The organism is Pseudomonas sp. S2_C03, assembly GCF_054668405.1.
The window spans coordinates 5,480,594-5,502,434 of the sequence record NZ_CP162766.1 but is presented as its reverse complement, the minus strand read 5'-3'; the positions used below and the strand labels follow the sequence as shown (position 1 = coordinate 5,502,434).

The following is a 21,841-nucleotide window of genomic DNA, read 5'->3' as shown; positions in this document are numbered from 1 at the left end:
TGGAGCGGTGTTCACAAAACCGTTGTAGGAGCGAGCTTGCTCGCGATCAGGGTCGGCACGACCTTGCGATGACGCCAGTCATCAATCATCCAGCGCTTTCACCGCCTTTGGCGACAAGCGCAAGCTGCGCAGACTGCGCTTGACGCTCTTGAGGTGGTTTACCAGGCTCGGCCCGCGCGCCATCGCCACGCCCATCGCCAGCACGTCGATCACCACCAGGTGAGCGATGCGCGAAGTCAGCGGCGTATAAATTTCGGTGTCTTCGTGCACGTCGATGGCCAGATTGACCGTCGACAACTCGGCAAGCGGCGTCTGGCTCGGGCACAGGGTAATCAACGAGGCGCCGCTTTCGCGCACCAGGTTGGCCGTAATCAGCAAGTCCTTGGAGCGCCCCGACTGGGAAATGCAGATCGCCACGTCGCTTGGCTTGAGCGTCACCGCCGACATCGCCTGCATGTGCGGGTCGGAATACGCCGCCGCCGTCAGCAGCAGGCGAAAGAACTTGTGCTGCGCATCAGCCGCCACCGCGCCGGATGCACCGAAGCCATAAAATTCGACACGCTGCGCCTGGGACATGAGCGACACGGCCCGTTGCAACTCCACCGGATCGAGCTTCTCGCGAACCTCCATCAGGGTGTGCAGCGTGGTATCGAAAATCTTCAGGCTGTAGTCGGCGACGGAGTCATCTTCATGGATGGCGAACTGGCCAAAACTCGCCCCCGCCGCCAGGCTCTGCGCCAGCTTGAGTTTCAGATCCTGAAACCCGGAGCAACCGATGGCACGACAGAAGCGCACGATGGTCGGCTCGCTGATACCCACGCTGTGGGCCAGATCGGCCATGGAACTGTGCATCACCGCCGCAGGGTCAAGCAGCACATGGTCGGCGACCTTGAGCTCCGACTTGCGTAACAGGTGACGTGACTGGGCGATGTGTTGCAGCAGATTCAAGGGCCTGGACTCTTTGTTATGGGCAGGTGCCGGAGATGTAGCACGCTTGTAGTTATACTACATGAATCGGCTTTTTGCCTGCTCAAATGCGTGACCAGATCCCTCATTTTCCGGCATGTGCGTTCCATGTAGCACTTTTTGACAGCGTTTTTTAATGTCGGCACGCGCCTATCAAACGAACAACGTTTTCAGTTCAAATCCTTGATAATTTTAAAAAGCTTCTTCCGCAACTAATCCCACATACAACACGACAACTTACAAATACCTGATAATAACAACTTCCAAATAACCAGAACCTTCGTTAAGTTAATCGGGCAGGACGCAACTAACTTAATTAAAAGGAACTACACTAATGTTTATCGAAACCAAAAATTGGACCGCACAAATCAGCCAACTGCCCGACTCGGAATTTTTCCGCACTGACGGCACCGTAATCGTTCCGCACGCTGGCGTTACCCCACGGCTTGTTATGACTCCCATTCAGGACAAATCGTTTAACCTGCGACTTGAGTTGAAACTTGATGTCATCGACGAACCAGCCGCTCAAATTCGCGTTGAAAAGAGTGTTGAGTACGTAGCATCCGGCAAGTCTAACGTCACTGGCGTTGATATCTTCTTTGAAGGTGCATTACTGCACCACATTGATACGATCATTATGCCGCGTTAATGCGTCACCGGTAAAACTCGGAGTTCTTCACCCGTTCCCTGCAACTGATGGAGAACTCCAACTCAGTTACATTGCGCTCGCAACAAGACCGCCAGCCCATCCGCTTCAATCGGCCGACTGATCAGGTAGCCCTGCACCTCATCGCAGCGCTCACCCTGGAGAAACTCCAGCTGCTCCTGCTTCTCGACCCCCTCGGCCACCACCTTCAACGACAACCCATGCGCCATCGCAATGATCGCCCGGGTAATCGCCGCGTCCACCGTGCCCTCCCCCAGGCCGCGAATGAACGACTGATCGATCTTCACGTAGTCCACCGGAATCCGCTTGAGGTAACTCAGGGACGAGTAGCCGGTGCCGAAGTCGTCGATCGCCAGTTTCACGCCCAGGTCCCGCAGTTGCTGGAAGGTCGCGATGATGTGTTCGACGCTGTCCAGCAAGTGGCTTTCGGTCAGTTCCAGTTCCAGGTAGTGCGGCGCCAGGCCAGTTTCTTCCAGCACCTGACGCACCAGGCTGACCAGTTTGCCCTGGCGCAGTTGATGCACCGACAGGTTCACCGACACCCGTATAGGCTCCAGGCCCTGGCGCTGCCACTCGCAGGCCTGCCAGCACGCCTGTCGTAACACAAACTCACCGATCGGGCCGATCAACCCGGTTTCCTCGGCCAGGCCGATGAAGTCTCCCGGCGGGACGTTGCCTAATAGAGGGTGATCCCAACGCACCAGCGCCTCGGCAGCATTCAGCCGGCCGGTGGCGAGGCACAGTTTGGGTTGATAGAAGACGTTCAGCTGCTTTTCTTCAATGGCTTTGCGCAGCCGGTTTTCCAGTTGCAGGCGCTCAAGGGTGCTGGCTTGAAGGCTGTCGGTGTAGAACTGGAAATTGTTGCCGCCCAGGTGCTTGGCGTGTTGCATGGCCATGTTCGACTGGCTCACCAGGGCGGAGATTTCCCGCGCATTGTCCGGCAGCATGCTGATGCCCATGGAGGCGCTGACCACCAGTTCATGCCCGTCGACCGTCACCGGCACGCGCAGCTTGGTCGACAGTCGCGTCGCCACCCGCGCCAGGCTCGAGAGTGTGCCGTAGGCGTCGAACAGCACGGCGAATTCATCGCCGGACAGCCGCGCGATGGTGTCCGCCTCCGGCAGCGCGTTGACCAGACGCCGGGACATTTTCTGCAACAGCTGGTCGGCGATTTCATGGCCCAGACTGTCGTTGAGCAATTTGAAGCGGTCGAGGTTAATGTGCAGCAACGCCAGGCTACGACCGCCCTGGCGCACACGCTGATGGGCCTCTCTCAGGCGTTCGTGGAACAGCGAGCGGTTGGCCAGGCCAGTCAGTTCGTCGTAGTGAGTCAGATAGCGCATGCGCTCTTCAGATTCACGTCGCGCTGAGAGATCGGCGAAGAAGCCCACGATATGGCTGATATTTCCTCGGTTATCGCGCACAACGTTCAATTGCAGCCACTGCGGATAAAGCTCGCCATTCTTGCGCGTTTCTACCAGCTCGCCTTGCCAACTGCCATGCTGCTCCAGTGCCTGATGGATCGCCCCGTAGTGCCGGCGGGCATCGCGACTGCATGGCAGCTCGACAACGTTGCACCCGATCATGTCTTCCAGGTCATAACCGCTTAAACGGCTGAACGCCTGGTTGACCGCGATGAGGGCGTAGTTCGGGTCGAAAATCATGATGCCTTCACTGGCCGCCTCGAACACCGTCGCCGCCAGTTGCTGCTGCGCCTCGAGGTTTTTACTGGCAGTGATGTCGCGGCGGGTACCGACCATGCGGATCACCCGGCCATTTTCGGTACGCTCGACCGCGCGCCCCCGGTCCTCGATCCAGACCCAGTGACCCGCCCCATGGCGCACCCGGTACTCAATCTGATAATCCTCGCTGCGGCCCTTCAAGTGCTCGACGAGAGCCCGCTTGAGTCCTGGCACGTCCTCCGGGTGCAAACGCGGCGTGAGATGACCAAGCATCGCCGTAATGAACTCCGGATCGAGGCCAAACAGCTCCTGCAGATGCGTGTGGTGAACCTCGTCGGTCTGCAGATTCCAGTCCCACAACCCCAATTCGCTGGCTTTCAACGCCAGCGCCAGCCGCGCCTCACTTTTTCCCAGAGCATGGTTGGCGGCGTCCAGCTCGAGGCCGCGCTCGTCGACGCGGGTTTGCAGCCCGGTCTGGATTTCACGTAACTCATCTTCAGCACGGCGACGCTGCTCGATTTCCCTGGCCAACTCCTGGTTCAGTTGATCGCTTTGGTTTTGCGCGGCCTGCAAGTGTTCAATCAGCGCCTGGTTCTGGAAACGACGCAGCAAGCCGCCATCGATCAGCCGATTGACCTGCCAGGCCACGACACTCAATGCGCCCAGCAGGATCAGTCCGAACCAGCCCCAACCCTGCCCTTGCGAGTCACCCCCCCAGAAAAGGTAAGCGATGGCAGGCAACAGGCACGGCAAGGTGAACGAAAGGAACGCAGGAAGGCTGACTGCGTAGGCCACACTGGCCGAAAGCGCCGCCGCGCCGATGAGGCCAAACACCCAGGCCTGCTGGATGAAATCGTCGGCGGGGACCAGGGCGATGCCGGCGCCGGCCAGCGTCAGCCCGGTCATGGCCGAGCCCAGCAGGAACATGCGACGCCAGACGGGATGAGCCTGGCGGTGAGGTATCGCCGAATCGAAGGCCGCCACCTGGATGACGCGCAACGCCACCAGCGAGAGCAACCACACCAGCCAGACGGTGACCACGAAATAGCGCTGTGGACTCCACAGCAGGCCTGCACAGACCAGTCCATTGATCAGCATGAACAGTGTCGGCAACAGCGAGCCTTGATAAAGCAGGCGCGTACGCTCGACCGCCATTTCCATGGCGTACTGTTTGCGAATAACCCGGGGCTCCACAACAGGGCCCGACAGGTCGGAGCTGAGGGTCATAGACAATGTTCTTGTTCTTATAAGGATGAGCTGAGTCCGAACGTGGACGGAGCATACACAAGCCAATGACCTTACCAAACTGCTGCAGATCATAAATTCGACAAAAGTACTTGGCCCTCCGGCCCCCCGCAAACCCTGCAAGCGAGGCCCGTCAGCACCTGCAGCGGATGACCGACCGGTCGTCCCGGCCGCATCTTTCATCGGCTAAAGCAAAGCGGGGTTTGCCCGGTGTGGCGCGGCCCCCTAGAATGCCCCGATGCGCGATGATCTCTCCCTTTTGCTGAACTCCCTCAACGATGCCCAACGTCAGGCCGTAGCGGCCCCCGTGGGTCGTCAGTTGGTCCTGGCCGGTGCTGGCTCCGGTAAAACCCGAGTGCTGGTGCACCGTATCGCCTGGTTGATCCAGGTCGAAAACGCCTCGCCCCACTCAATCCTGTCGGTGACTTTCACCAACAAGGCCGCTGCCGAGATGCGCCATCGCATCGAGCAGCTGATGGGCATCAACCCGGCCGGCATGTGGGTCGGCACCTTCCACGGCCTGGCGCACCGACTGCTGCGGGCGCACTGGCAGGAAGCCGGCCTGAGCCAGACCTTTCAGATTCTCGACAGCGACGACCAGCAGCGACTGGTCAAGCGCGTGGTCCGCGACCTGGGCCTGGACGAGCAGCGCTGGCCGGCCCGTCAGGCCCAGTGGTTCATCAACGGGCAGAAAGACGAAGGCCTGCGCCCGCAACACATTCAAGCCAGTGGCGACCTGTTCCTGGCGACCATGCGCAGCATTTATGAAGCCTATGAGGCCGCGTGCCTGCGCGCCGGTGTCATCGACTTCTCCGAACTGCTGCTGCGCGCACTGGACCTGTGGCGCGATCATCCAGGCCTGCTGGCGCATTACCAGAAACGCTTCCGTCACATCCTTGTGGACGAGTTCCAGGACACCAACGCCGTCCAGTACGCCTGGCTGCGGCTGCTGGCCAAGGGCGGCGACAGCCTGATGGTGGTCGGCGACGACGATCAGTCGATCTATGGCTGGCGTGGCGCAAAAATCGAGAACATCTATCAGTACTCCGATGATTTTCCGGATGCCGAGATCATCCGCCTGGAGCAGAACTACCGCTCCACCGCCGGCATTCTGAAAGCTGCCAATGCCCTGATCGCCAACAACACCGGGCGCATGGGCAAGGAGCTATGGACGGACGGCGGCGATGGCGAAGCGATCAACCTGTACGCCGCGTTCAACGAACATGATGAAGCACGCTATGTGGTGGAAACCATTGAAAGCGCGCTGAAAACCGGCCTGGCCCGCAGTGATATCGCGATTTTGTACCGCTCCAACGCCCAATCGCGCGTTTTGGAAGAAGCCCTGCTGCGCGAGCGCATTCCGTATCGCATTTATGGCGGCCAGCGCTTCTTCGAGCGGGCGGAAATCAAGAATGCCATGGCTTACCTGCGCTTGCTGGAAGGCCGTGGCAACGATGCGGCGCTGGAACGGGTAATCAATGTTCCGACCCGTGGCATCGGCGAAAAAACCGTTGAAGCGATTCGCGAACATGCGCGCCACAGCGACGTATCGATGTGGGAAGCCATGCGCCAGTTGATCGCCAACAAAGGCGTGACTGGCCGTGCAGCCGGCGCACTGGGCGCGTTCATGGAGTTGATCGAGAACCTCGCCGCCAAGTGCATCGAGATGCCGCTGCACCTGATGACCCAAACCGTCATCGAGCAGTCCGGGCTGATCGCCTACCACGAGGCGGAAAAAGGCGAGAAAGGCCAGGCCCGGGTAGAAAACCTTGAGGAGCTGGTCAGCGCCGCGCGCAACTTCGAAAACACCGAAGAGGACGAAGACCTGACGCCATTGGCGGCGTTCCTCGGCCACGCATCGCTGGAGGCCGGCGATACCCAGGCGGACGAGCACGAAGACAGCATTCAGTTGATGACCTTGCACAGCGCCAAGGGCCTGGAGTTTCCCTACGTGTTCCTGGTGGGCATGGAAGAAGGCCTGTTCCCGCACAAGATGAGCCTGGAAGAACCCGGCCGTCTCGAGGAGGAACGGCGTCTGGCATATGTGGGCATTACCCGCGCCATGCAGAATCTGGTCATGACCTACGCGGAAACCCGACGGCTGTACGGGAGTGAGACCTACAACAAGGTTTCGCGATTCGTACGTGAGGTGCCTAAAGGTCTGGTTCAGGAAGTACGGCTGTCCAATAGCGTGAGCCGGCCGTTCGGTGGCGGTCAGCAACAAAGTACATCCAGCCTGTTCAGCGGTAGCGAGATCCCGCAAACCGGTTTCACCCTTGGCCAGGCCGTACGCCACTCGGTGTTTGGCGAAGGCGTGATCCTCAACTTCGAAGGCGCGGGAGCCCAGGCGCGGGTACAGGTGAACTTCAGCGAAGGCAGCAAGTGGCTGATGCTGGGGTATGCGAAGCTGGAAGCGATCTAGGGCTTTCTGTAGGAGCGAGCTTGCTCGCTCCTACAGGGACTGTCACCACAAGGAGCAACCATGGGCTCGGGTTTCTTTTCTTCCTGGACGTTCTGGGCGCTGTTGTCCGCTGCTTTCGCGGCGTTGACCGCCATTTTCGCGAAAATCGGCGTGGAAAACGTCAACTCGGACTTCGCCACGCTGCTGCGCACCGTGGTGGTCCTGGTCAGCCTGGCCTTGATTTTGTACGCCACGGGCCAATATCAATCCCTGGGATCTATCTCGCCAAAGAGTTACCTGTTCCTGCTGCTGTCGGGTCTTGCGACCGGAGCATCGTGGATTTGCTACTTCCGTGCGCTGAAAGTCGGCCCAGCGTCGTTGGTGGCACCCGTGGACAAGCTCAGCGTGGTGTTGGTAGCCGTGCTTGGCGTCTTGCTGCTGGGCGAGAAACTCGACCTGCGCCAATGGGGTGGAATCGGTCTGATCACTGCGGGTGTGGTGATGCTGGCGTTACGACGCTGAGACACCTTCCTACAGAACTTATCCACCAATCCTACTGACCAAAGTAAACAAGCCTGATTGCGCTGACTGAAGCTGAACCCGACCTGTCAGGCAAAAGCCCGAAACAATCTGTCGCTAGCCAGTCACCCTTCACCTGTGCAACATGGCGACGCGTGCCATCCACAAATGGGAATTCCCTTTATGAAACGTTTTCTTAGCATCGCCATGGCGTTGTGCATCGGCCTGACGATGAGCCTCGACGCCAACGCCAAGCGCTTTGGTGGCGGCAAGAGCTCCGGCGCCGCGCCGACTCACCAGACCAGCCAAATGGCTCCTTCTTCTGCTGCAGGCGGCGCTGCTGCCACTGCGGGCGCGGCCGGTGCCGCTGGCGCTGCCGCCAAAGCCGGCGGTGCCTCTCGCTGGCTCGGCCCCCTGGCCGGCATCGCCGCCGGTGGCCTGCTGGCCTCCATGTTCATGGGCGGCGGCTTCCAGGGCATGCAGATCTTCGACATCCTGATCATGGCAGTCATTGCCTTCCTGGTCTTCCGCTTCATCGCCGCTCGCCGCCGCAAGCAACAGGAGCACCTCGCTCCAGCCGGCGCTCCAATGCAGCGTGAAGTGTTCGAGCAAAAGCCATCCATGGGCTCGATCTTCGGTGGTTCCGCGGCTCCGGCTGCCGCCCGTCCGGTGATCAATGCCCCGGCCTGGTTCAATGAGCACAACTTCATTGAAGCCGCACGCAGTCACTTCCAGTCCCTGCAGCAACATTGGGACGCCAACGAAATGGACAAGATTGCCGAGTTCGTCACCCCGCAACTGCTTGAGTTCCTCAAGCGCGAGCGTGCCGATCTGGGCGACGGTTTCCAGTCGACCTACATTGACAACCTCAACGTGCAACTCGATGGCGTCGATGATCGTGCCGACAAGACCATCGCCACCCTGACCTTCAGCGGCGTGTCGAAGACCTCTCGCTTCGACCAGGGCGAAGTCTTCAGCGAAAGCTGGAACATGGAACGTGCTCAGGGTGAGAACCAGCCTTGGCTGGTGGCCGGTATCCGCCAGAACGGCTGATCTGCCCTGCGTTCGATGTGACTCAACGCTGTCTAATGAAAAACCCGGCCTCGGCCGGGTTTTTCTATTTCGCGGTTGCATCCATAGCAAGCTACTGTATAAACCGCCCCATACAAACCGCGCCACACAAGCTAGAGGATCCCGGACGTGGAAGAAATCATCGAACAACTGCGTGAAGCCAACGAACCGGTTCCGGTGCCCCTGGAGTTACCCGACGAGGACCTGTTGGTCGAAATCGAAGAACAGCTGTTCATCGACATTCCCTTTGTCTTCCGGGAGTTTTTGCTGACCGTCAGCGACGTGGTCTATGGCAGCCTGGAGCCGGTGACCGTCACCGACCCGCAATCCCACACCTACCTGCCCGATGTGGCTGCCAACGCCTGGGACGCTGGCGTCGATCGCAGCATGATCCCGATCTGCCAGGACGGTGACGATTATTATCTGGTCGAAGAAGACGGCACCGTGGTGCTGTGGCAAGCCGAAGAAGAGCTGATTGCCGAAGAAACCTGGGAGTCGGTGTGGCACTGGGCACGGGACGTCTGGCTGGAAAGCTGAGACGCCCGCACCCCGTATGCTCAATGCCCGGCTGAATCCTTGTGGTTATCCAGAGTGTCGAGCAAGGCCACCTGCATCCGCGTGTGCACGCGGATGAACCAGCGCCAGAGCAACGCCGCCACGCCGGCCGCGACCACGGCGACCAGCACCAGCAGTTTGTTGGTGGGCAGGATACTGGCCGACAAGGCTGACAACAGCAGGAATATCACCAGCAGCGAGAGGATCGGGATCACTTCGGAGATGACCCGACGCACTCGCTGCGTGTGGCGGCCTGCCATCTCCGGCTTCACCCCCATCTCCGCGAGCAGCATCGACAGTGCCTTTAGCTTGCGATAGGCGGCGATCAGGAACGGCAGCGACAATAGCAACGCGCCTCCCCAGATCAATGCTTTCTGCCAACTTGGATCGCTGATCCAGTCTTGCAGATAGGTGGAGATGCGTGCGGCGAAGTACGCACCCGTGAAGAAGATCGCAATCACCAGTGCCAGGTTGACCCCTACCTGCAACAGAATCCGCCGGATCATCGAGGCCAGCAGCGCGCCCTCGCCCTGGGGCTGGATGTTGCGCAGCCATTCGCCATACATCCCCAACACTCGACTCATGCGTTGCGGCATCACTGCCGCCAGCTTGATCGACAGTGGATCGGCCGCGCGTATCAGGTAAGGCGTGAGCAGCGTGGTGATCACCGACACCGCCACCGCCACCGGGTAAAGGAAGTTGCTGGTGACCTGCAGGGTCATGCCCAGCGCCGCGATGATGAAGGAAAACTCGCCAATCTGCGAAAGCCCCATCCCCACGCGCAGTGAGGTTCGTCCGTCATTGCCGGCAATAAAGGAGCCCAACCCGCAGGAAAGCATTTTGCCAAGCACCACAGCGACGGTGATGACTGCAATCGGCCACGCGTATTGCAACAGAATCATCGGATCGAGCATCAAGCCGATCGCCACGAAGAAGATTGCGCTGAACAGGTCGCGAACCGGTTCGACCAGGCGCTCGATCTTCAGCAGTTGCCGCGATTCAGCCATGATCGCGCCAATCAGGAACGCACCCAAAACCATGCTGTACTCAAGCTTCACGACCAGCAGGCAGAAGCCGAAACACAGGCCGAGCACGGTAATCAGCAGCATCTCGTTGCTTTCGAACCTGGCTACATAGGCCAGCAGTCGCGGCACCAACAGAATGCCGATCACGAGGGCGACAATCATGAACAGCGACAGCTTGCCGACGGTGGAAAACACCTCACCGGAACTGACCGTGCCGCTGACGGCGATGCTCGACAACAGGGCGATAATGCCGATGCCGAGAATGTCCTCCACGATCAGCACGCCAAAGATCAACTGCGCAAAACGCTCGTTTTTCATCTTCAGGTCGTTAAGCGCCTTGACGATGATAGTGGTCGAGGAAATCGCCAGGATCGCACCGAGGAACAGAGAGTCCATGGTGTTCCATTCGAACCAGCTACCGATTTCGTAGCCGATCCAGATCATCAGCACAATTTCCAGGAACGCCGCGATAAAGGCCGTGGCGCCTACCTTGAACAGCTTGCGCAGGCTGAATTCCAGGCCCAGGCAGAACATCAGGAAAATGACCCCGAGTTCGGCGAGCGTCTTGATGGTTTCTTCGTCGTGGATCAAACCGAACGGTGGCGTATGCGGGCCGATGATGAAGCCGGCGACAATGTAGCCCAGCACGACCGGCTGTTTGAGACGATGAAACAATACGGTCACCACACCCGCGACCAACATGATCACTGCCAGATCCTGGATAAAGCTGATGGCATGCATGGTGTGAGGCTCCTTGGTGACGTTGCTCAATTAACAGACGCGCGAAAGGTCTGATCGAGCAGGAAAAAATCCGCATTTTGCGTAGGAATCGCCCTTGGACCGGGCTTTTGCAGGGTAACACCGCGACTTCCGGCAAAAAGGCGGTGCAATATATGGAAACAGATAGATTTGGCGTGACGGCGATCACCCGCCCGGCGTCCCGATAACTGTGGTTTGAAAAACCGCTCAGGCACCCGTAGAGGTGCACCCTTCCGAAACCAGCCTTGACCCGTGAGAACGCTATGGAACCCGGAAACGCCCAGTTGTCGATGACGGTACTGATGACCCCTGACATGGCCAACTTCTCTGGCAATGTTCACGGTGGCACCTTGCTCAAGTACCTCGATGAAGTGGCCTATGCCTGTGCCAGCCGCTATGCCGGCCGTTACGTGGTGACGCTGTCAGTGGATCAGGTGATTTTCCGCGAGCCGGTGCACGTCGGCGAACTGGTGACGTTCCTGGCCTCGGTTAACTACACCGGCAACACGTCGATGGAAGTGGGCATCAAGGTGGTGACCGAGAACATTCGCGAGCGCTCGGTGCGCCACACCAACAGTTGCTTCTTCACCATGGTGGCGGTGGACGACAACCGCAAACCGGCGCCTGTGCCACCGCTGCAACCAAAAGACAGCGAAGAAAAGCGCCGCTTCATCCAGGCCCAGCAGCGGCGGCAGATTCGCCAGGAGCTCGAGAAGCGTTATCAGGAAATCAAGGGTGATGCCTGAGGGTTGTAGGTTGAGCTTTAGATAGCTATCGCGGGCAAGCCCACTCCTACAGGGATTAATGAACACCACAAATCCTGTAGGAGCGGGCTTGCCCGCGATGGGGTCCCCTTAATCTCAGAGGCTGATTGCAGTAGCCTCGAACCGCACCCGCGGATGCGCAATACGATCCTGGGCGCGTACCAGCTCCAACTCATAGCTGGCGCACGCCTGGGTCTCCAGCAACACCTCATGCACCGCCGAAGCCGCGAACTCGAACGCTGCCACAAGGCTGTCACCCAACAACACTCGCGCCAGAAACAGCCCGGAGGTCAGGTCGCCGACGCCCACCGGCTGACGCGGGAACGCCAGCAGCGGACGGCGCAAATGCCAGCTCGCGTCCGCCGTCACCAATAACATTTCGAACACGTCCGCCGGTTTGCCGGGGTATGCCAAGTGCTTGACCAGCACGGCCCTCGGGCCTCGCGCCAGCAACGCACGCGCCATCGCCAGGCAATCGAACAGCGACTGCGGCTTGCGGCCGGAGAAGCTGTCCAGCTCCAGTTGGTTCGGACACATGAAGTCCGCCATGGCAGCCGCCTCTTCCAGCAGGAAGTCGCTGACTTCGGCCGGCACGCTGCAGCCCTTCTCCGGATGGCCCATCACCGGGTCGCACAAGTACAGCGCCTTGGGGTTCATCGCCTTGATCTGCTCGACACCCTTGAGGATCGCCCGCCCTTGCGCCGCACTGCCCAGATAGCCGGACAATACCGCGTCGCAATTGCCCAACTCGCCAATGGCTGCAATGCCTTGCACCAAGTCGGGGATCTGCTGCGGTGCCAACACTTCACCGGCCCATTGGCCATATTGGGTGTGGTTGGAGAACTGTACGGTGTTAAGCGGCCAGACATTCACCCCGACCCGCTGCATCGGGAAAACCGCGGCACTGTTGCCTGCGTGGCCAAATACCACGTGGGACTGAATGGCGAGCAGATGGGGCGTACGTTTCATGCCGAGAGTTCCGTCAAACGATTGAAATTCGAGCCGCGCAGTATGCGACTAAACGCAGCCTGTACGACAGGCCGGCGACGCAGTTAAGCTGACATCAATTTGTTGGAGCACCCGTTGATGCTGACCCTTGGAAATATATTCGTGCTGATGCTGCTCGCTACCGCAGGCGCGTGGCTGTGGCACAACCATGGCTTGCGCGAGCGCGCGCTGGAGCGGGTCAAGCAGCATTGCACCAAGCTCGGGATCGAGTTGTTGGACGGCAACGTCGCGCTGAAGAAGATCGCGTTCATCAAGGATGCCAACAGTAAGCGGCGTCTGGCACGTGTGTATAACTTCGAGTTCACGGTGACCGGCGAAACACGCCACAACGGCACCATCACTCAGTTCGGCCCCCACAGTGCCCAAATCGAGCTGGCACCCTATCCAATGCCGTTCGACGACACCCCGCCGGTGGCCGACGTGGTCAAGCCCCGTGCTGAAGTGATTGAGCTTAGTCAGTGGCGGCAAGAACACACGAAATGGCGTCCTTAATCGGAGCGACAGGCACCCAGTGCCCTCTGCAATGAATCCACCGGCTGCGGCTCACTGAAGATAAGCTCCAGGCGCGAATCCTGGCGCCATTCGCTGGGCTGCCATTTCAGAGGCGCGTTATCCAGCGCATTGGCCGAAACCCACCCACCAGAGCTGTGGATAACCAGCTTGGCCCGCCGCCAGGCAAGGCTTGCAAGCCAACCGTCGATGCGCGCCGAATCAAACGTCTGACTCGGGTGCCAGCGCCAACCGATACTCCAAACATCGCCCTGCTGTTGGTGCAGGCAGATGGGTCGCGCCGGATCGGTCCAGACCGCCGGCATTTGCCCCAGTCCCTTGGGCGCGACGAAGTTATCCACACCCGCCACCGCCGCAGCATCCAGTCCGGGCAATTCACTCAACGGCAACGCTCCCTGCTGGGTCCAGTACAAACGCCGATTCGCAAGCTGGGAAATGATTCGCTGCCGCTCATCGTCATCGAGAAGCTCGGACTTGTTCAGCAGCAACAACCCGGCATGGTTCAACGCCTCCTGCTGCGCCCCCGGCAACGGTTTACCCGCTGCAAGCGCCTGGGCATCCAGTACCAGCACGCTGGGCTGAACAGCCAGCACGCCGCGCCATGGCGCCTCACCCAACTGCATGAGCAACTGCACGGGATGACCGAGCCCGGAAGGTTCGATAAACAGCCGGTCCGGCCGCGCCTTGCGCAACAATCGCCCGAGCCCGACCTGGAACGGCGCACCGTTGACGCAACACAAACAGCCTCCGGCCACCTCACCCAGTGCGATACCATCGGCGTCACGGGTCAGCAGCGCGGCATCGATGCCGATCTGCCCGAACTCGTTGATCAGCACCGCCCAGCGCTCGTTTGCCGGGCGCTGCGTCAGCAGGTGCCTGATCAGGCTGGTCTTGCCGGCGCCCAATGGGCCGGCGATCACGTGCGTAGGAATGTTCTGCAACATGGTCGAGGATGTCTGAGGAGGTGGAGGATGCGGTTGATTGGCTGGACGTTGCTGCTCACGTTCGTTTCTGGCGAGGCGCTGGCCCAGGCCTGTGTGGTCCATAGCACGGCTGAGCGACTCGACGTGAAAGTCTGCCAGGAGAACCGCAACATCCCGGAAAAACTATTCGCCGACGGGTTCTGTCAACCAAACCTGGCCGGGCAGAAGGTCGAGGTGCAATACGTTGACCACTGCCCCAGCGGCGCATTCGGCGTGTGCAGCAATGCGCAAGTCGCCAATATGCCTTACCGGCAGGATATTCACTATTACGGCGTGGCCAAAGACGCGGCGTATCTGAAGCCGTATTGCGAGGGCCAGAGCCAGGGAAACTGGCTCAAGCCTTGAACATCACGCCGCCACTTCTTCATACCAGGGGCCGAACGGGTCCGGTAGCAACTGCCAGCGTTCGCGCCCAAGGGCCATTTCCTCATCGGTCAGCAGGCAATCGTCCAGCTCGGCCGTGAGTTGTGCAAAGTCGATGTTCTGGCCGATAAACACCAGCTCCTGTCGGCAGTCGCCCACGGCAGCAGTCCAGTTGGCCATGATCGCAGCGGTGCTCTCCTCGTCCTGTGGCCATTGGTCCTTCGGCACTGAACGCCACCAGCGCCCGGCATAACCGTAGCGCATCAAACCGCCGGCCTGGGACCAACTGCCGGCATCCATGGGTTTGCTGGCCAGCCAGAAGAAGCCTTTGGAGCGCAGTAGCTTGCCGTTGCTCCATTCGCCGTCGATGAAGCTGAAGAAGCGCTCGGGATGGAACGGCCTGCGGGCCCGGTAAGCCGTGGAAGCGATGCCGTATTCCTCGGTTTCCGGTACGTGTTCGCCGCGCATCTCTCGCAACCAGCCTGGGGCCTGTGCGGCTTTTTCGAAGTCGAAACGACCGGTATTGAGGATCTTCGCCAAAGGGATTTCGCCCATGACCATCGGCAGGATCTCGGCATGCGGGTTCAATCTTTCGAGGATCGCCATCAGTTCCTGCCGCTCGCCGCTGCCGATCAGGTCGATCTTGCTGATCAGGATCACATCGGCGAATTCGACCTGCTCGATCAGCAACTCGGTGATCAGCCGCTCATCTTCCTCGCCCAGGGTTTGGCCACGGGACGCGAGGCTTTCGGCAGCCTGGTAATCGAGCAGGAAGTTGACGCCGTCGACCACGGTCACCAGCGTGTCGAGCCGTGCGATATCGGACAGGCTGCGCCCTTCTTCGTCGCGGAAGGTGAAGGTTTCCGCTACCGGCAGTGGCTCGGCGATACCGGTGGATTCGATCAGCAGGTAATCGAAGCGACCGTCCCGGGCGAGTTGGCTGACCTCTTCGAGCAAATCTTCGCGCAGGGTGCAGCAGATGCATCCGTTGCTCATTTCCACCAGTTTTTCTTCGGCGCGGTTCAGGGTGACATCACGCTGGACTTCGCTGCCGTCGATGTTGATTTCACTCATGTCATTGACGATCACCGCCACCCGCAGGTCTTCGCGGTTACGCAGGACGTAGTTGAGCAGCGTGCTTTTACCGGCGCCTAGAAAGCCCGACAGGACGGTGACAGGGAGACGATTGGGCATCAGGGAATCCTCACAGGAATGCCCGGTCGCAATGTCGGGCTTATTTTTACGTTACAGTATAACAATGCAATCTCTCCACCCCCACTTGTCGCAACGGGGAAAAGGCACAATGCTCCAGGCGGTCCTAACGGTGAGAAATCCCATGCGTAATGCCCTGAAAATCACGCTGACGTGTATTTCGCTGCTGGCTGCAGTGAATGCAGGGGCGCAAGTGGCGAACCTTGCCCACTGCACTCGAAGCGCAAATCTGCTGGCCTGTGTGGATGCAGATGGCAACGCCTACAGCGTCAATACCGTCGGCAGCACAATCTATTTGCGCGGCTTCGAACGTGAGGGGAATCGCTATTGGGCGCAGACCAACAGCCGCTACGGGCAACTGACCTTCTTCACCGGCATCGCCTCCGATGGCGAAGCCTGGGTCGGCTACAACCGTCGAGTGGGCTGGACCACCCTCAACCGTTTTTCCAGCTCCGGCGGCAGCAGCGGCAAATTCACCTGCAGCCGAATCACCGGTTGTTAGGTTTGGACTTTCCTGCGCCTGCTCAACAGGTTCTTGAGGCACGTGATCGAAAGGGCACATAAAAAGAAATAGCTGAACTTCATGTAATAACATAACATCGTCTCTCGACTACCACGATGGATCTGACGATGAACGCGTTGACCCTGCCGGATATCGCCGCGCAGCCTTCACGCCAAAACCTACCCCTTGAATGGGTGGGCATGTGCGGCATTGCGCTACCAATCCTTCTCGACGGCCAACGCCTCAGTGCGAAAATCGACGCGGGTGTCAGTCTCGACGATGGCGAGGCACGCGGCATTCACATGTCACGGCTCTACCTCGCGCTGGAGTTTCTGGAGCGCGAGAATCTGACAGCGCAATCTATTCGACGCGTTCTGCAACAATTCCTCGACTCCCATGAAGGACTTTCGGACAGTGCCTTCCTGAAGATTGAGGCTGATTTACTGCTAAAGAGACCGGCGCTCATCAGCGCGCTGTCTGGTTGGAAGTCATACCCCGTGAGCGTTGAAGCACGCCTGAAAAACGAGATGTTCCACGTGGAACTCAAAATCAATGTGCCTTATTCCTCAACGTGCCCTTGCTCAGCAGCGCTGGCCCGTCAGCTGATCCAACAACAATTCGTCGATGATTTCGCAACACGGCCTTTGCAGCATGCAGACATTTTGGCGTGGTTAGGTTCAACCAAAGGAATCGTCGCGACGCCTCACAGCCAACGCAGCCATGCGCAATTGAGCCTGCTCCTGGATGAGGTCGTGGACGAACTGCCACTGATTTCGCTGATCAATGACGCCGAAGCAGCCCTCGGCACCGCTTTGCAAACCGCCGTCAAACGCGCCGATGAGCAAGCCTTCGCCTTGGCCAACGGGCAGAACCTGATGTTTTGCGAGGACGCCGCACGAAGCCTGAATTTGGCCCTTAAGCGCTCTCCAGGTATCAAAGCGTTGCGGATTCGCGTGGTGCATGCGGAAAGTCTCCATGCCCATGACGCCGTCGCCGAAAGCCGATGGAATTGGGAAGCAGCATGATTCGCCGCGACGCGTTACGCTGGGACGCACCCAGGCCGGTGCCTTCTGGCCTACCATGGGTACAGAACGTCTTCCCCCGCTTTGCTGAAATAAGCGGTACACCATTGCTCTCGATCACAACTGTCGTGACCAAGACCGGTCACAGTGTCAGCACGACGCGGGTGCTTGGAAAAATCACCTGGCGCGACAAATGTCTTAATGACAACGACCAGGTTTTACCTCTAGGGTTTACGCGCTAGCACTCACGAGCATCGACATGATCCACATCACGCTGAGCGATGGTTCATTGCTTGAATACGACCAGCCGTTGTCGGTGTATGAGCTTGCGGCCAGCATCAATGCCGGCTTGGCCAAGGCGGCAGTCGCGGGTCGCGTCAACGGGGTGCTGGTGGATTGTGAGTTCCTGCTCACATCCGATTCACGGGTCAGCATCATCACGCCTCGAGAGCCTGATGGCCTGGAAATACTGCGGCGCTCCTGCGCGCTGATGCTCGCCATCGCCGTGAAACAGATTTACCCCAAGGTGCATTTGCACGTCGGATCGGCGCTCGGAGATGGCTTTTACCATGAGTTTGAATTTGAACGTCCTTTGAACCTGGTCGATTTGGCGGGTATCGAAGCGCGCATGAAAATGCTGGCGGCCACCAATCACTCGATTCGCCGTCGCCCCCCGCCATCGCCAACGGAGGATGAACTGACGCCCTACCTGTTCGGTGCCTTCGAATGCCATTCGAAGGGCCCGCATGTCCCTGCGACAAGGGTCTTGCAAGCCTTTGCTCTGGATCACATCAGCGCCACGACCCCACAGCGTATTTACGGCAGTTGCTGGTCTTCTCAGGAAGAACTCGAAAACTGGCGGGCACCGCCACACGTGATGATTGTCAGCATCGACGATCGCCAGGCTGATTACGCTCAGTCGGTGACCGAAGCCTTGCGCCGGAGTGGCGTGCGAGCGCGCGCGGACTTGCGTAATGAAAAGGTACACCACAAGATTCGAGAGCACAGCCAACAAGTGCCATACCTGGTGGTGATCGGGGAAAGAGAAAAAGAAGGTGGGTTTGTCAGTTTGCGCAGCCAGACCGGGGAAGACTTCGGCACGATGGCGATTGATGCGGTGTGTGCGTGGTTGCGCGCAGTCGACCCTGCCCTGGTTTGAAAGTCGGGTCCCGAGCAGCCTCGCCCACAATGAAATGCCTTTTTAACTGCGGGAACGAGGCTGCTCGCGATGGGGTTTAGGCTCGGGGCTTCACCGTCCCGCAATCCTGCCCCAACCATACCGCACGCGTATCCAGGCTACCCTTCTGCTGGATGCCGGTAGCGTTGAATGTGCCATTAACCTTGGTGGTGAATTCCCGATCGCTCAAGAACGTCGCCACTCCAGCGCCCTGAGCTTTCGGGCAGCTGAAACGGAATTTCCACTGGTTGCCGTTGCGCTCGGTGATTTCTTGCCGGCAGCCCGACTGAGGGTCCGTCAGGGGAATGTTGTCGTTTTTCACTTGCTCGGGTGTCAGGCAGGCACGAATGCCTTTACCGCCCATGGTAATGCCTTGCTTCTCAAGCTGCGCCCGTTGCTGCGGCGTCATCTGGCTCTGAATTTGCCCGAGCAGCAATTGCAGATCCGGCAGATTCTGGTCATCCACTTTCATGTTGCTGGACGTCAACTCCCACAAGCCCGGCTGCAACATCTGCGCCTGAGCGACTACGGGAAGCGCCACACCAAAAGCCACGGCCAAACCCAGCAGACGAACGTTCATCGTGTAACTCCTGATCAGTAGTGGCCGTTAGACGCCGGCCAGAGGCTTCGGTTCATGGGCGAATTAATTAGCGACATTCTGCACGGAACATGGTCTGTTAAGCATTGAATCTTCAGGAGCTAGGCTGTCCCATGGACTACTTCGGACCGCATGTATTCGGTTATCTGATCGCGCTGTTGCATTCCCTGGGGCTCATCGCCGCCTTGCATGCCGTATTGACCGTCCGCACCGCCCAAGGCTCGATCGCCTGGGCGTTGTCGTTGTTGTTCATGCCGTACCTCACGTTGATTCCCTACCTGGTCTTTGGCCGCAGCACCTTCGATGGATACATCAAGGCACGCAGACAGGCCAACGAAGAAATGCGCAAGGCGATTTCCGAATTGAACTGGCGGCCCTGGGTAGAAGAAGCACTGGCAGCCAGAGCCTCCAACGCCTACGCCTCATTGCGAGCAATGCCCAAGCTGGGACGCATGCCCTGCCTGGCCAACAACGAAGTGCAACTGTTGATCAACGGCACAGCTTCTTTCGAAGCGATATTCGAGGCGATCAGCCAGGCCAGAGAAGCGGTGTTGATCCAGTTTTTTATCATCCATGACGATCGCCTCGGGCAACGCCTGCAGTCGTTGCTGCTAAAGAAAGCTGCCGAGGGCGTCGCGGTCTATCTGCTCTATGACCGCATTGGCAGTCACTCCCTGCCCCATAGTTACGTCCAGCCCCTGCGCGATGCCGGTGTAGAGGTCAAAGCATTTGCGACACGCAGCGGCTGGCTCAATCGCTTCCAGGTCAACTTCCGTAACCATCGCAAGGTCGTGGTGGTCGACGGTGTGCTCGGTTTCGTTGGCGGGCACAACATCGGCGACGAATACATGGGTGAGAAACCACCCCTGGCTCCATGGCGCGATACCCATGTCAAGGTGCGCGGGCCCGTGGTGGCCTGCATGCAGGAGTCCTTCGCCGAAGACTGGTTCTGGGCCGCGCGCTCATTGCCGCCGTTGATACTGCCAGAGGTGTATCCGGAGGACGGAGTGCTCTGCCAATTACTCGCCACGGGACCGGCCGATCCCTACGAAACCTGTTCGCTGTTCTTTGTCGAAGCCATCCACGCCGCAAAGGAACGCGTGTGGATCACCAGCCCCTATTTCATTCCCGACGAAGCCGTGTTCGCGGCTTTGCGCCTCGCCGTGTTGCGCGGTGTCGATGTGCGAATCCTGCTGCCGTCACGGCCCGACCACCGAATCGTCTACGCCGCCTCGAGCCTCTATGCCTTCGAAGCCGTCCGCGCGGGCGTGCGGGTATTCCGTTATGAGCCGGGCTTTCTGCATCAGAAGGTCGTGTTGATCGACAACGAAATCAGCGCCATCGGCAGTGCCAATATGGACAATCGATCATTCCGGTTGAATTTCGAAGTGATGCTGCTGACGGTCGACAGTACTTTCGCCAACGAGGTACAACAGATGCTCAACGATGACTTCGCCCAGGCCCACGAAGTGGCCAAGGAAGAAAGCCGGGAGACCCACCGCCTCCAACAGGTCGGCATGCGGATCGCCCGGCTTATTTCACCGATACTTTAAGGCGTGTAGATGTCGTCACGGGTCCAGGGCAGTTCATGGCTGCCATCGCCATGAGCCTTCACGGCGAGAATCTGATGCAGGTTGATCCAGCCCCTGGCAAAGGCGTAAGCGCATCCCGCCAGATACAGCCGCCAGATGCGCAGCGCCTGTTCGGGCACCATCTTGCCGGCTGTTTCCAGATTGTCTTCCAATCGCTCGCTCCAATGATCAAGCGTGCGCGCGTAATGCAGACGCAGACTTTCGACATCGACGATCTCTAGACCCGCCTCGCTGATCTCGGCAGAGATCATCGACAGGTGCGGCAGCTCGCCATTGGGAAAGACGTACTTCTCGATGAACTCACCAGCCCCGCGTCCTACTGGGCGACCATCAGTGTGTTTGGCGGTGATGCCGTGGTTCATCACAAGACCGCCCTCCTTCACAGCGCCAAACAAGGTCCTGCAGTACTCGGCCAAGTTTGCGTGGCCGACGTGTTCGAACATGCCAACGCTGACCACTTTGTCGAAACGACCGTCTTGAGGCAGGTCGCGATAGTCCAGCAACTGCAGCTCGACCTGATCATCCAGACCTTCGGCGGTGACCCGTTCCTGGGCCAGCACCAGTTGCTCCTTGCTGAGAGTGATGCCGAAGACCTTCGCGCCAAATTCTCGCGCCGCATAACGCGCCAATCCACCCCAACCGCACCCGACGTCCAGCAGATAGTCCCCCGGTTGCAGGCGAAGCTTGCGACACAAGTGGCGGAACTTGGCTTGCTGGGCCTGCTCCAGGGTTTCGCTTCCGGTTTCAAAATAAGCACAGGAGTACGCCATGTCACTGTCGAGCCAGAGCTGATAGAACTCATTGGAGAGGTCGTAGTGATAGGAAATTGCCTTGGCATCGGCTTCCTTGTCGTGGGCGGTGCGCACGGGATTACTATCGTCATCCTCGCCCAACAACGCCTGACTCAAGTCGTCGCAGACGCGGATCACGTCGCTCATGGAGCCTTCAAGCTCGAGCTTGCCTTCCACGAATGCCGCGCCGAGAGCATCCAGGCTGGGGTGGACAAACTGGCTGACCATTTGCGGGTCCTTGACCACAATCGTGACACTGGGCGTCGGCCCCAAGTTGAACTCGTGGCCGTCCCAGAGCCTCAGGCGTAACGGTAGCTGCAGATTCTGTAAGGCCGGTGGAAGTTGCGCGAGCATGGAATATCCCCCTGGTTCAGACGTCTGAAGTGAGGTTAGACCATCCCTGAAAAATAGCAGGCTATCGATTAGATA

General features: G+C 59.1%; 20 protein-coding genes. 12 read left to right on the top strand and 8 right to left on the bottom strand.

Annotated features, from left to right (window positions below; genetic code table 11):
- Positions 1-81: 81 nt before the first annotated feature.
- The gene (gene hexR, locus AB4N64_RS25290; RefSeq protein WP_192307191.1) at positions 82-948 is read right to left on the bottom strand and encodes a transcriptional regulator HexR; all 867 of its coding nucleotides are present in this window, start codon (positions 946-948) and stop codon (positions 82-84) included.
- A gap of 352 nt (positions 949-1,300) precedes the next feature.
- Here hexR and AB4N64_RS25285 point away from each other — a divergent pair, with 352 nt between their 5' ends.
- Positions 1,301-1,615 carry a hypothetical protein gene (locus AB4N64_RS25285; protein ID WP_460119586.1) on the top strand — a complete coding sequence of 105 codons (315 nt, stop codon included), beginning with the start codon at positions 1,301-1,303 and terminating at the stop codon, positions 1,613-1,615.
- A 62-nt stretch (positions 1,616-1,677) separates the two neighbouring features.
- Here AB4N64_RS25285 and AB4N64_RS25280 read toward each other — a convergent pair whose 3' ends face one another.
- Positions 1,678-4,542 carry an EAL domain-containing protein gene (locus tag AB4N64_RS25280; protein WP_460119584.1) on the bottom strand — a complete coding sequence of 955 codons (2,865 nt, stop codon included), beginning with the start codon at positions 4,540-4,542 and terminating at the stop codon, positions 1,678-1,680.
- 256 nt (positions 4,543-4,798) lie between these two features.
- On the opposite strand from AB4N64_RS25280, the gene uvrD reads away from it, so the two are divergent.
- The 4 genes from uvrD (at position 4,799) to AB4N64_RS25260 (ending at position 9,088) form a co-directional block, all read left to right on the top strand.
- Entirely contained in the window at positions 4,799-6,982 is a 2,184-nt protein-coding gene (uvrD, locus tag AB4N64_RS25275; protein ID WP_460119582.1) for a DNA helicase II, read from the top strand.
- A 60-nt stretch (positions 6,983-7,042) separates the two neighbouring features.
- The gene (locus AB4N64_RS25270) at positions 7,043-7,483 is read left to right on the top strand and encodes an EamA family transporter (RefSeq protein ID WP_460119580.1); all 441 of its coding nucleotides are present in this window, start codon (positions 7,043-7,045) and stop codon (positions 7,481-7,483) included.
- A 180-nt stretch (positions 7,484-7,663) separates the two neighbouring features.
- Entirely contained in the window at positions 7,664-8,533 is an 870-nt protein-coding gene (locus AB4N64_RS25265; protein ID WP_460119578.1) for a Tim44 domain-containing protein, read from the top strand.
- 147 nt (positions 8,534-8,680) lie between these two features.
- Positions 8,681-9,088, top strand: a complete 408-nt coding sequence (locus AB4N64_RS25260) for an SMI1/KNR4 family protein (protein WP_077430996.1) — start codon at positions 8,681-8,683, stop codon at positions 9,086-9,088.
- A gap of 20 nt (positions 9,089-9,108) precedes the next feature.
- On the opposite strand, the gene AB4N64_RS25255 is transcribed toward AB4N64_RS25260, so the two are convergent.
- Positions 9,109-10,872 (bottom strand): cation:proton antiporter, encoded by a 1,764-nt coding sequence (locus tag AB4N64_RS25255; protein WP_460119576.1) that lies wholly within the window; start codon positions 10,870-10,872, stop codon positions 9,109-9,111.
- Positions 10,873-11,153: 281 nt separating this feature from the next.
- On the opposite strand from AB4N64_RS25255, the gene AB4N64_RS25250 reads away from it, so the two are divergent.
- Positions 11,154-11,636, top strand: coding sequence for an acyl-CoA thioesterase (locus tag AB4N64_RS25250; protein ID WP_460119574.1), 483 nt, complete (start codon positions 11,154-11,156; stop codon positions 11,634-11,636).
- Positions 11,637-11,750: 114 nt separating this feature from the next.
- On the opposite strand, the gene pdxY is transcribed toward AB4N64_RS25250, so the two are convergent.
- Positions 11,751-12,623 carry a pyridoxal kinase PdxY gene (gene pdxY / locus AB4N64_RS25245; protein WP_460119572.1) on the bottom strand — a complete coding sequence of 291 codons (873 nt, stop codon included), beginning with the start codon at positions 12,621-12,623 and terminating at the stop codon, positions 11,751-11,753.
- A 117-nt stretch (positions 12,624-12,740) separates the two neighbouring features.
- On the opposite strand from pdxY, the gene AB4N64_RS25240 reads away from it, so the two are divergent.
- Entirely contained in the window at positions 12,741-13,154 is a 414-nt protein-coding gene (locus AB4N64_RS25240) for a DUF3301 domain-containing protein (RefSeq protein WP_460126861.1), read from the top strand.
- Here the strand turns inward: AB4N64_RS25240 and AB4N64_RS25235 are convergent.
- A complete protein-coding gene (locus tag AB4N64_RS25235) occupies positions 13,151-14,116 on the bottom strand; it encodes a CobW family GTP-binding protein (protein WP_460119570.1) in 966 nt (321 codons plus the stop codon). The two genes, AB4N64_RS25240 and AB4N64_RS25235, sit on opposite strands and share 4 nt — an antisense overlap.
- Before the next feature lie 27 nt (positions 14,117-14,143).
- Here AB4N64_RS25235 and AB4N64_RS25230 point away from each other — a divergent pair, with 27 nt between their 5' ends.
- Positions 14,144-14,500, top strand: a complete 357-nt coding sequence (locus tag AB4N64_RS25230; protein ID WP_460119568.1) for an NADH:ubiquinone oxidoreductase — start codon at positions 14,144-14,146, stop codon at positions 14,498-14,500.
- 3 nt (positions 14,501-14,503) lie between these two features.
- Here AB4N64_RS25230 and zigA read toward each other — a convergent pair whose 3' ends face one another.
- A complete protein-coding gene (gene zigA, locus AB4N64_RS25225) occupies positions 14,504-15,712 on the bottom strand; it encodes a zinc metallochaperone GTPase ZigA (RefSeq protein ID WP_460119566.1) in 1,209 nt (402 codons plus the stop codon).
- Positions 15,713-15,854: 142 nt separating this feature from the next.
- On the opposite strand from zigA, the gene AB4N64_RS25220 reads away from it, so the two are divergent.
- The 3 genes from AB4N64_RS25220 to AB4N64_RS25210 all read left to right on the top strand — a co-directional run bounded on the left by AB4N64_RS25220 (position 15,855) and on the right by AB4N64_RS25210 (position 18,413).
- The gene (locus tag AB4N64_RS25220; protein WP_460119564.1) at positions 15,855-16,232 is read left to right on the top strand and encodes a glutamine synthetase; all 378 of its coding nucleotides are present in this window, start codon (positions 15,855-15,857) and stop codon (positions 16,230-16,232) included.
- Positions 16,233-16,360: 128 nt separating this feature from the next.
- Positions 16,361-17,257 (top strand): GTP cyclohydrolase FolE2, encoded by an 897-nt coding sequence (gene folE2, locus AB4N64_RS25215; protein WP_460119562.1) that lies wholly within the window; start codon positions 16,361-16,363, stop codon positions 17,255-17,257.
- Between the two features lie 256 nt (positions 17,258-17,513).
- A complete protein-coding gene (locus tag AB4N64_RS25210) occupies positions 17,514-18,413 on the top strand; it encodes a His/Gly/Thr/Pro-type tRNA ligase C-terminal domain-containing protein (RefSeq protein WP_460119560.1) in 900 nt (299 codons plus the stop codon).
- A 76-nt stretch (positions 18,414-18,489) separates the two neighbouring features.
- Here AB4N64_RS25210 and AB4N64_RS25205 read toward each other — a convergent pair whose 3' ends face one another.
- The gene (locus tag AB4N64_RS25205) at positions 18,490-19,011 is read right to left on the bottom strand and encodes a DUF3617 domain-containing protein (RefSeq protein ID WP_460119558.1); all 522 of its coding nucleotides are present in this window, start codon (positions 19,009-19,011) and stop codon (positions 18,490-18,492) included.
- A 131-nt stretch (positions 19,012-19,142) separates the two neighbouring features.
- On the opposite strand from AB4N64_RS25205, the gene cls reads away from it, so the two are divergent.
- On the top strand, positions 19,143-20,582 hold the full coding sequence (gene cls / locus AB4N64_RS25200; RefSeq protein WP_460119556.1) for a cardiolipin synthase: 1,440 nt from the start codon (positions 19,143-19,145) through the stop codon (positions 20,580-20,582).
- On the opposite strand, the gene cfaB is transcribed toward cls, so the two are convergent.
- Positions 20,579-21,766, bottom strand: coding sequence for a C17 cyclopropane fatty acid synthase CfaB (gene cfaB, locus AB4N64_RS25195; RefSeq protein ID WP_460119554.1), 1,188 nt, complete (start codon positions 21,764-21,766; stop codon positions 20,579-20,581). The two genes, cls and cfaB, sit on opposite strands and share 4 nt — an antisense overlap.
- Positions 21,767-21,841: the final 75 nt, after the last annotated feature.

Bases quoted from the DNA above. Each gene is read 5' to 3' on its own strand.
- cls (WP_460119556.1), top strand. From the start codon at position 19,143: ATGGACTACTTCGGACCGCATGTATTCGGTTATCTGATCGCGCTGTTG.
- AB4N64_RS25265 (WP_460119578.1), top strand. From the start codon at position 7,664: ATGAAACGTTTTCTTAGCATCGCCATGGCGTTGTGCATCGGCCTGACG.
- AB4N64_RS25220 (WP_460119564.1), top strand. From the start codon at position 15,855: ATGCGTAATGCCCTGAAAATCACGCTGACGTGTATTTCGCTGCTGGCT.
- AB4N64_RS25280 (WP_460119584.1), bottom strand. From the start codon at position 4,542: ATGACCCTCAGCTCCGACCTGTCGGGCCCTGTTGTGGAGCCCCGGGTT.
- AB4N64_RS25230 (WP_460119568.1), top strand. From the start codon at position 14,144: ATGCGGTTGATTGGCTGGACGTTGCTGCTCACGTTCGTTTCTGGCGAG.
- AB4N64_RS25205 (WP_460119558.1), bottom strand. From the start codon at position 19,011: ATGAACGTTCGTCTGCTGGGTTTGGCCGTGGCTTTTGGTGTGGCGCTT.
- zigA (WP_460119566.1), bottom strand. From the start codon at position 15,712: ATGCCCAATCGTCTCCCTGTCACCGTCCTGTCGGGCTTTCTAGGCGCC.
- AB4N64_RS25210 (WP_460119560.1), top strand. From the start codon at position 17,514: ATGATCCACATCACGCTGAGCGATGGTTCATTGCTTGAATACGACCAG.
- pdxY (WP_460119572.1), bottom strand. From the start codon at position 12,623: ATGAAACGTACGCCCCATCTGCTCGCCATTCAGTCCCACGTGGTATTT.
- AB4N64_RS25270 (WP_460119580.1), top strand. From the start codon at position 7,043: ATGGGCTCGGGTTTCTTTTCTTCCTGGACGTTCTGGGCGCTGTTGTCC.
- AB4N64_RS25250 (WP_460119574.1), top strand. From the start codon at position 11,154: ATGGAACCCGGAAACGCCCAGTTGTCGATGACGGTACTGATGACCCCT.
- AB4N64_RS25255 (WP_460119576.1), bottom strand. From the start codon at position 10,872: ATGCATGCCATCAGCTTTATCCAGGATCTGGCAGTGATCATGTTGGTC.
- folE2 (WP_460119562.1), top strand. From the start codon at position 16,361: ATGAACGCGTTGACCCTGCCGGATATCGCCGCGCAGCCTTCACGCCAA.
- AB4N64_RS25235 (WP_460119570.1), bottom strand. From the start codon at position 14,116: ATGTTGCAGAACATTCCTACGCACGTGATCGCCGGCCCATTGGGCGCC.
- AB4N64_RS25240 (WP_460126861.1), top strand. From the start codon at position 12,741: ATGCTGACCCTTGGAAATATATTCGTGCTGATGCTGCTCGCTACCGCA.
- cfaB (WP_460119554.1), bottom strand. From the start codon at position 21,766: ATGCTCGCGCAACTTCCACCGGCCTTACAGAATCTGCAGCTACCGTTA.
- AB4N64_RS25285 (WP_460119586.1), top strand. From the start codon at position 1,301: ATGTTTATCGAAACCAAAAATTGGACCGCACAAATCAGCCAACTGCCC.
- uvrD (WP_460119582.1), top strand. From the start codon at position 4,799: ATGCGCGATGATCTCTCCCTTTTGCTGAACTCCCTCAACGATGCCCAA.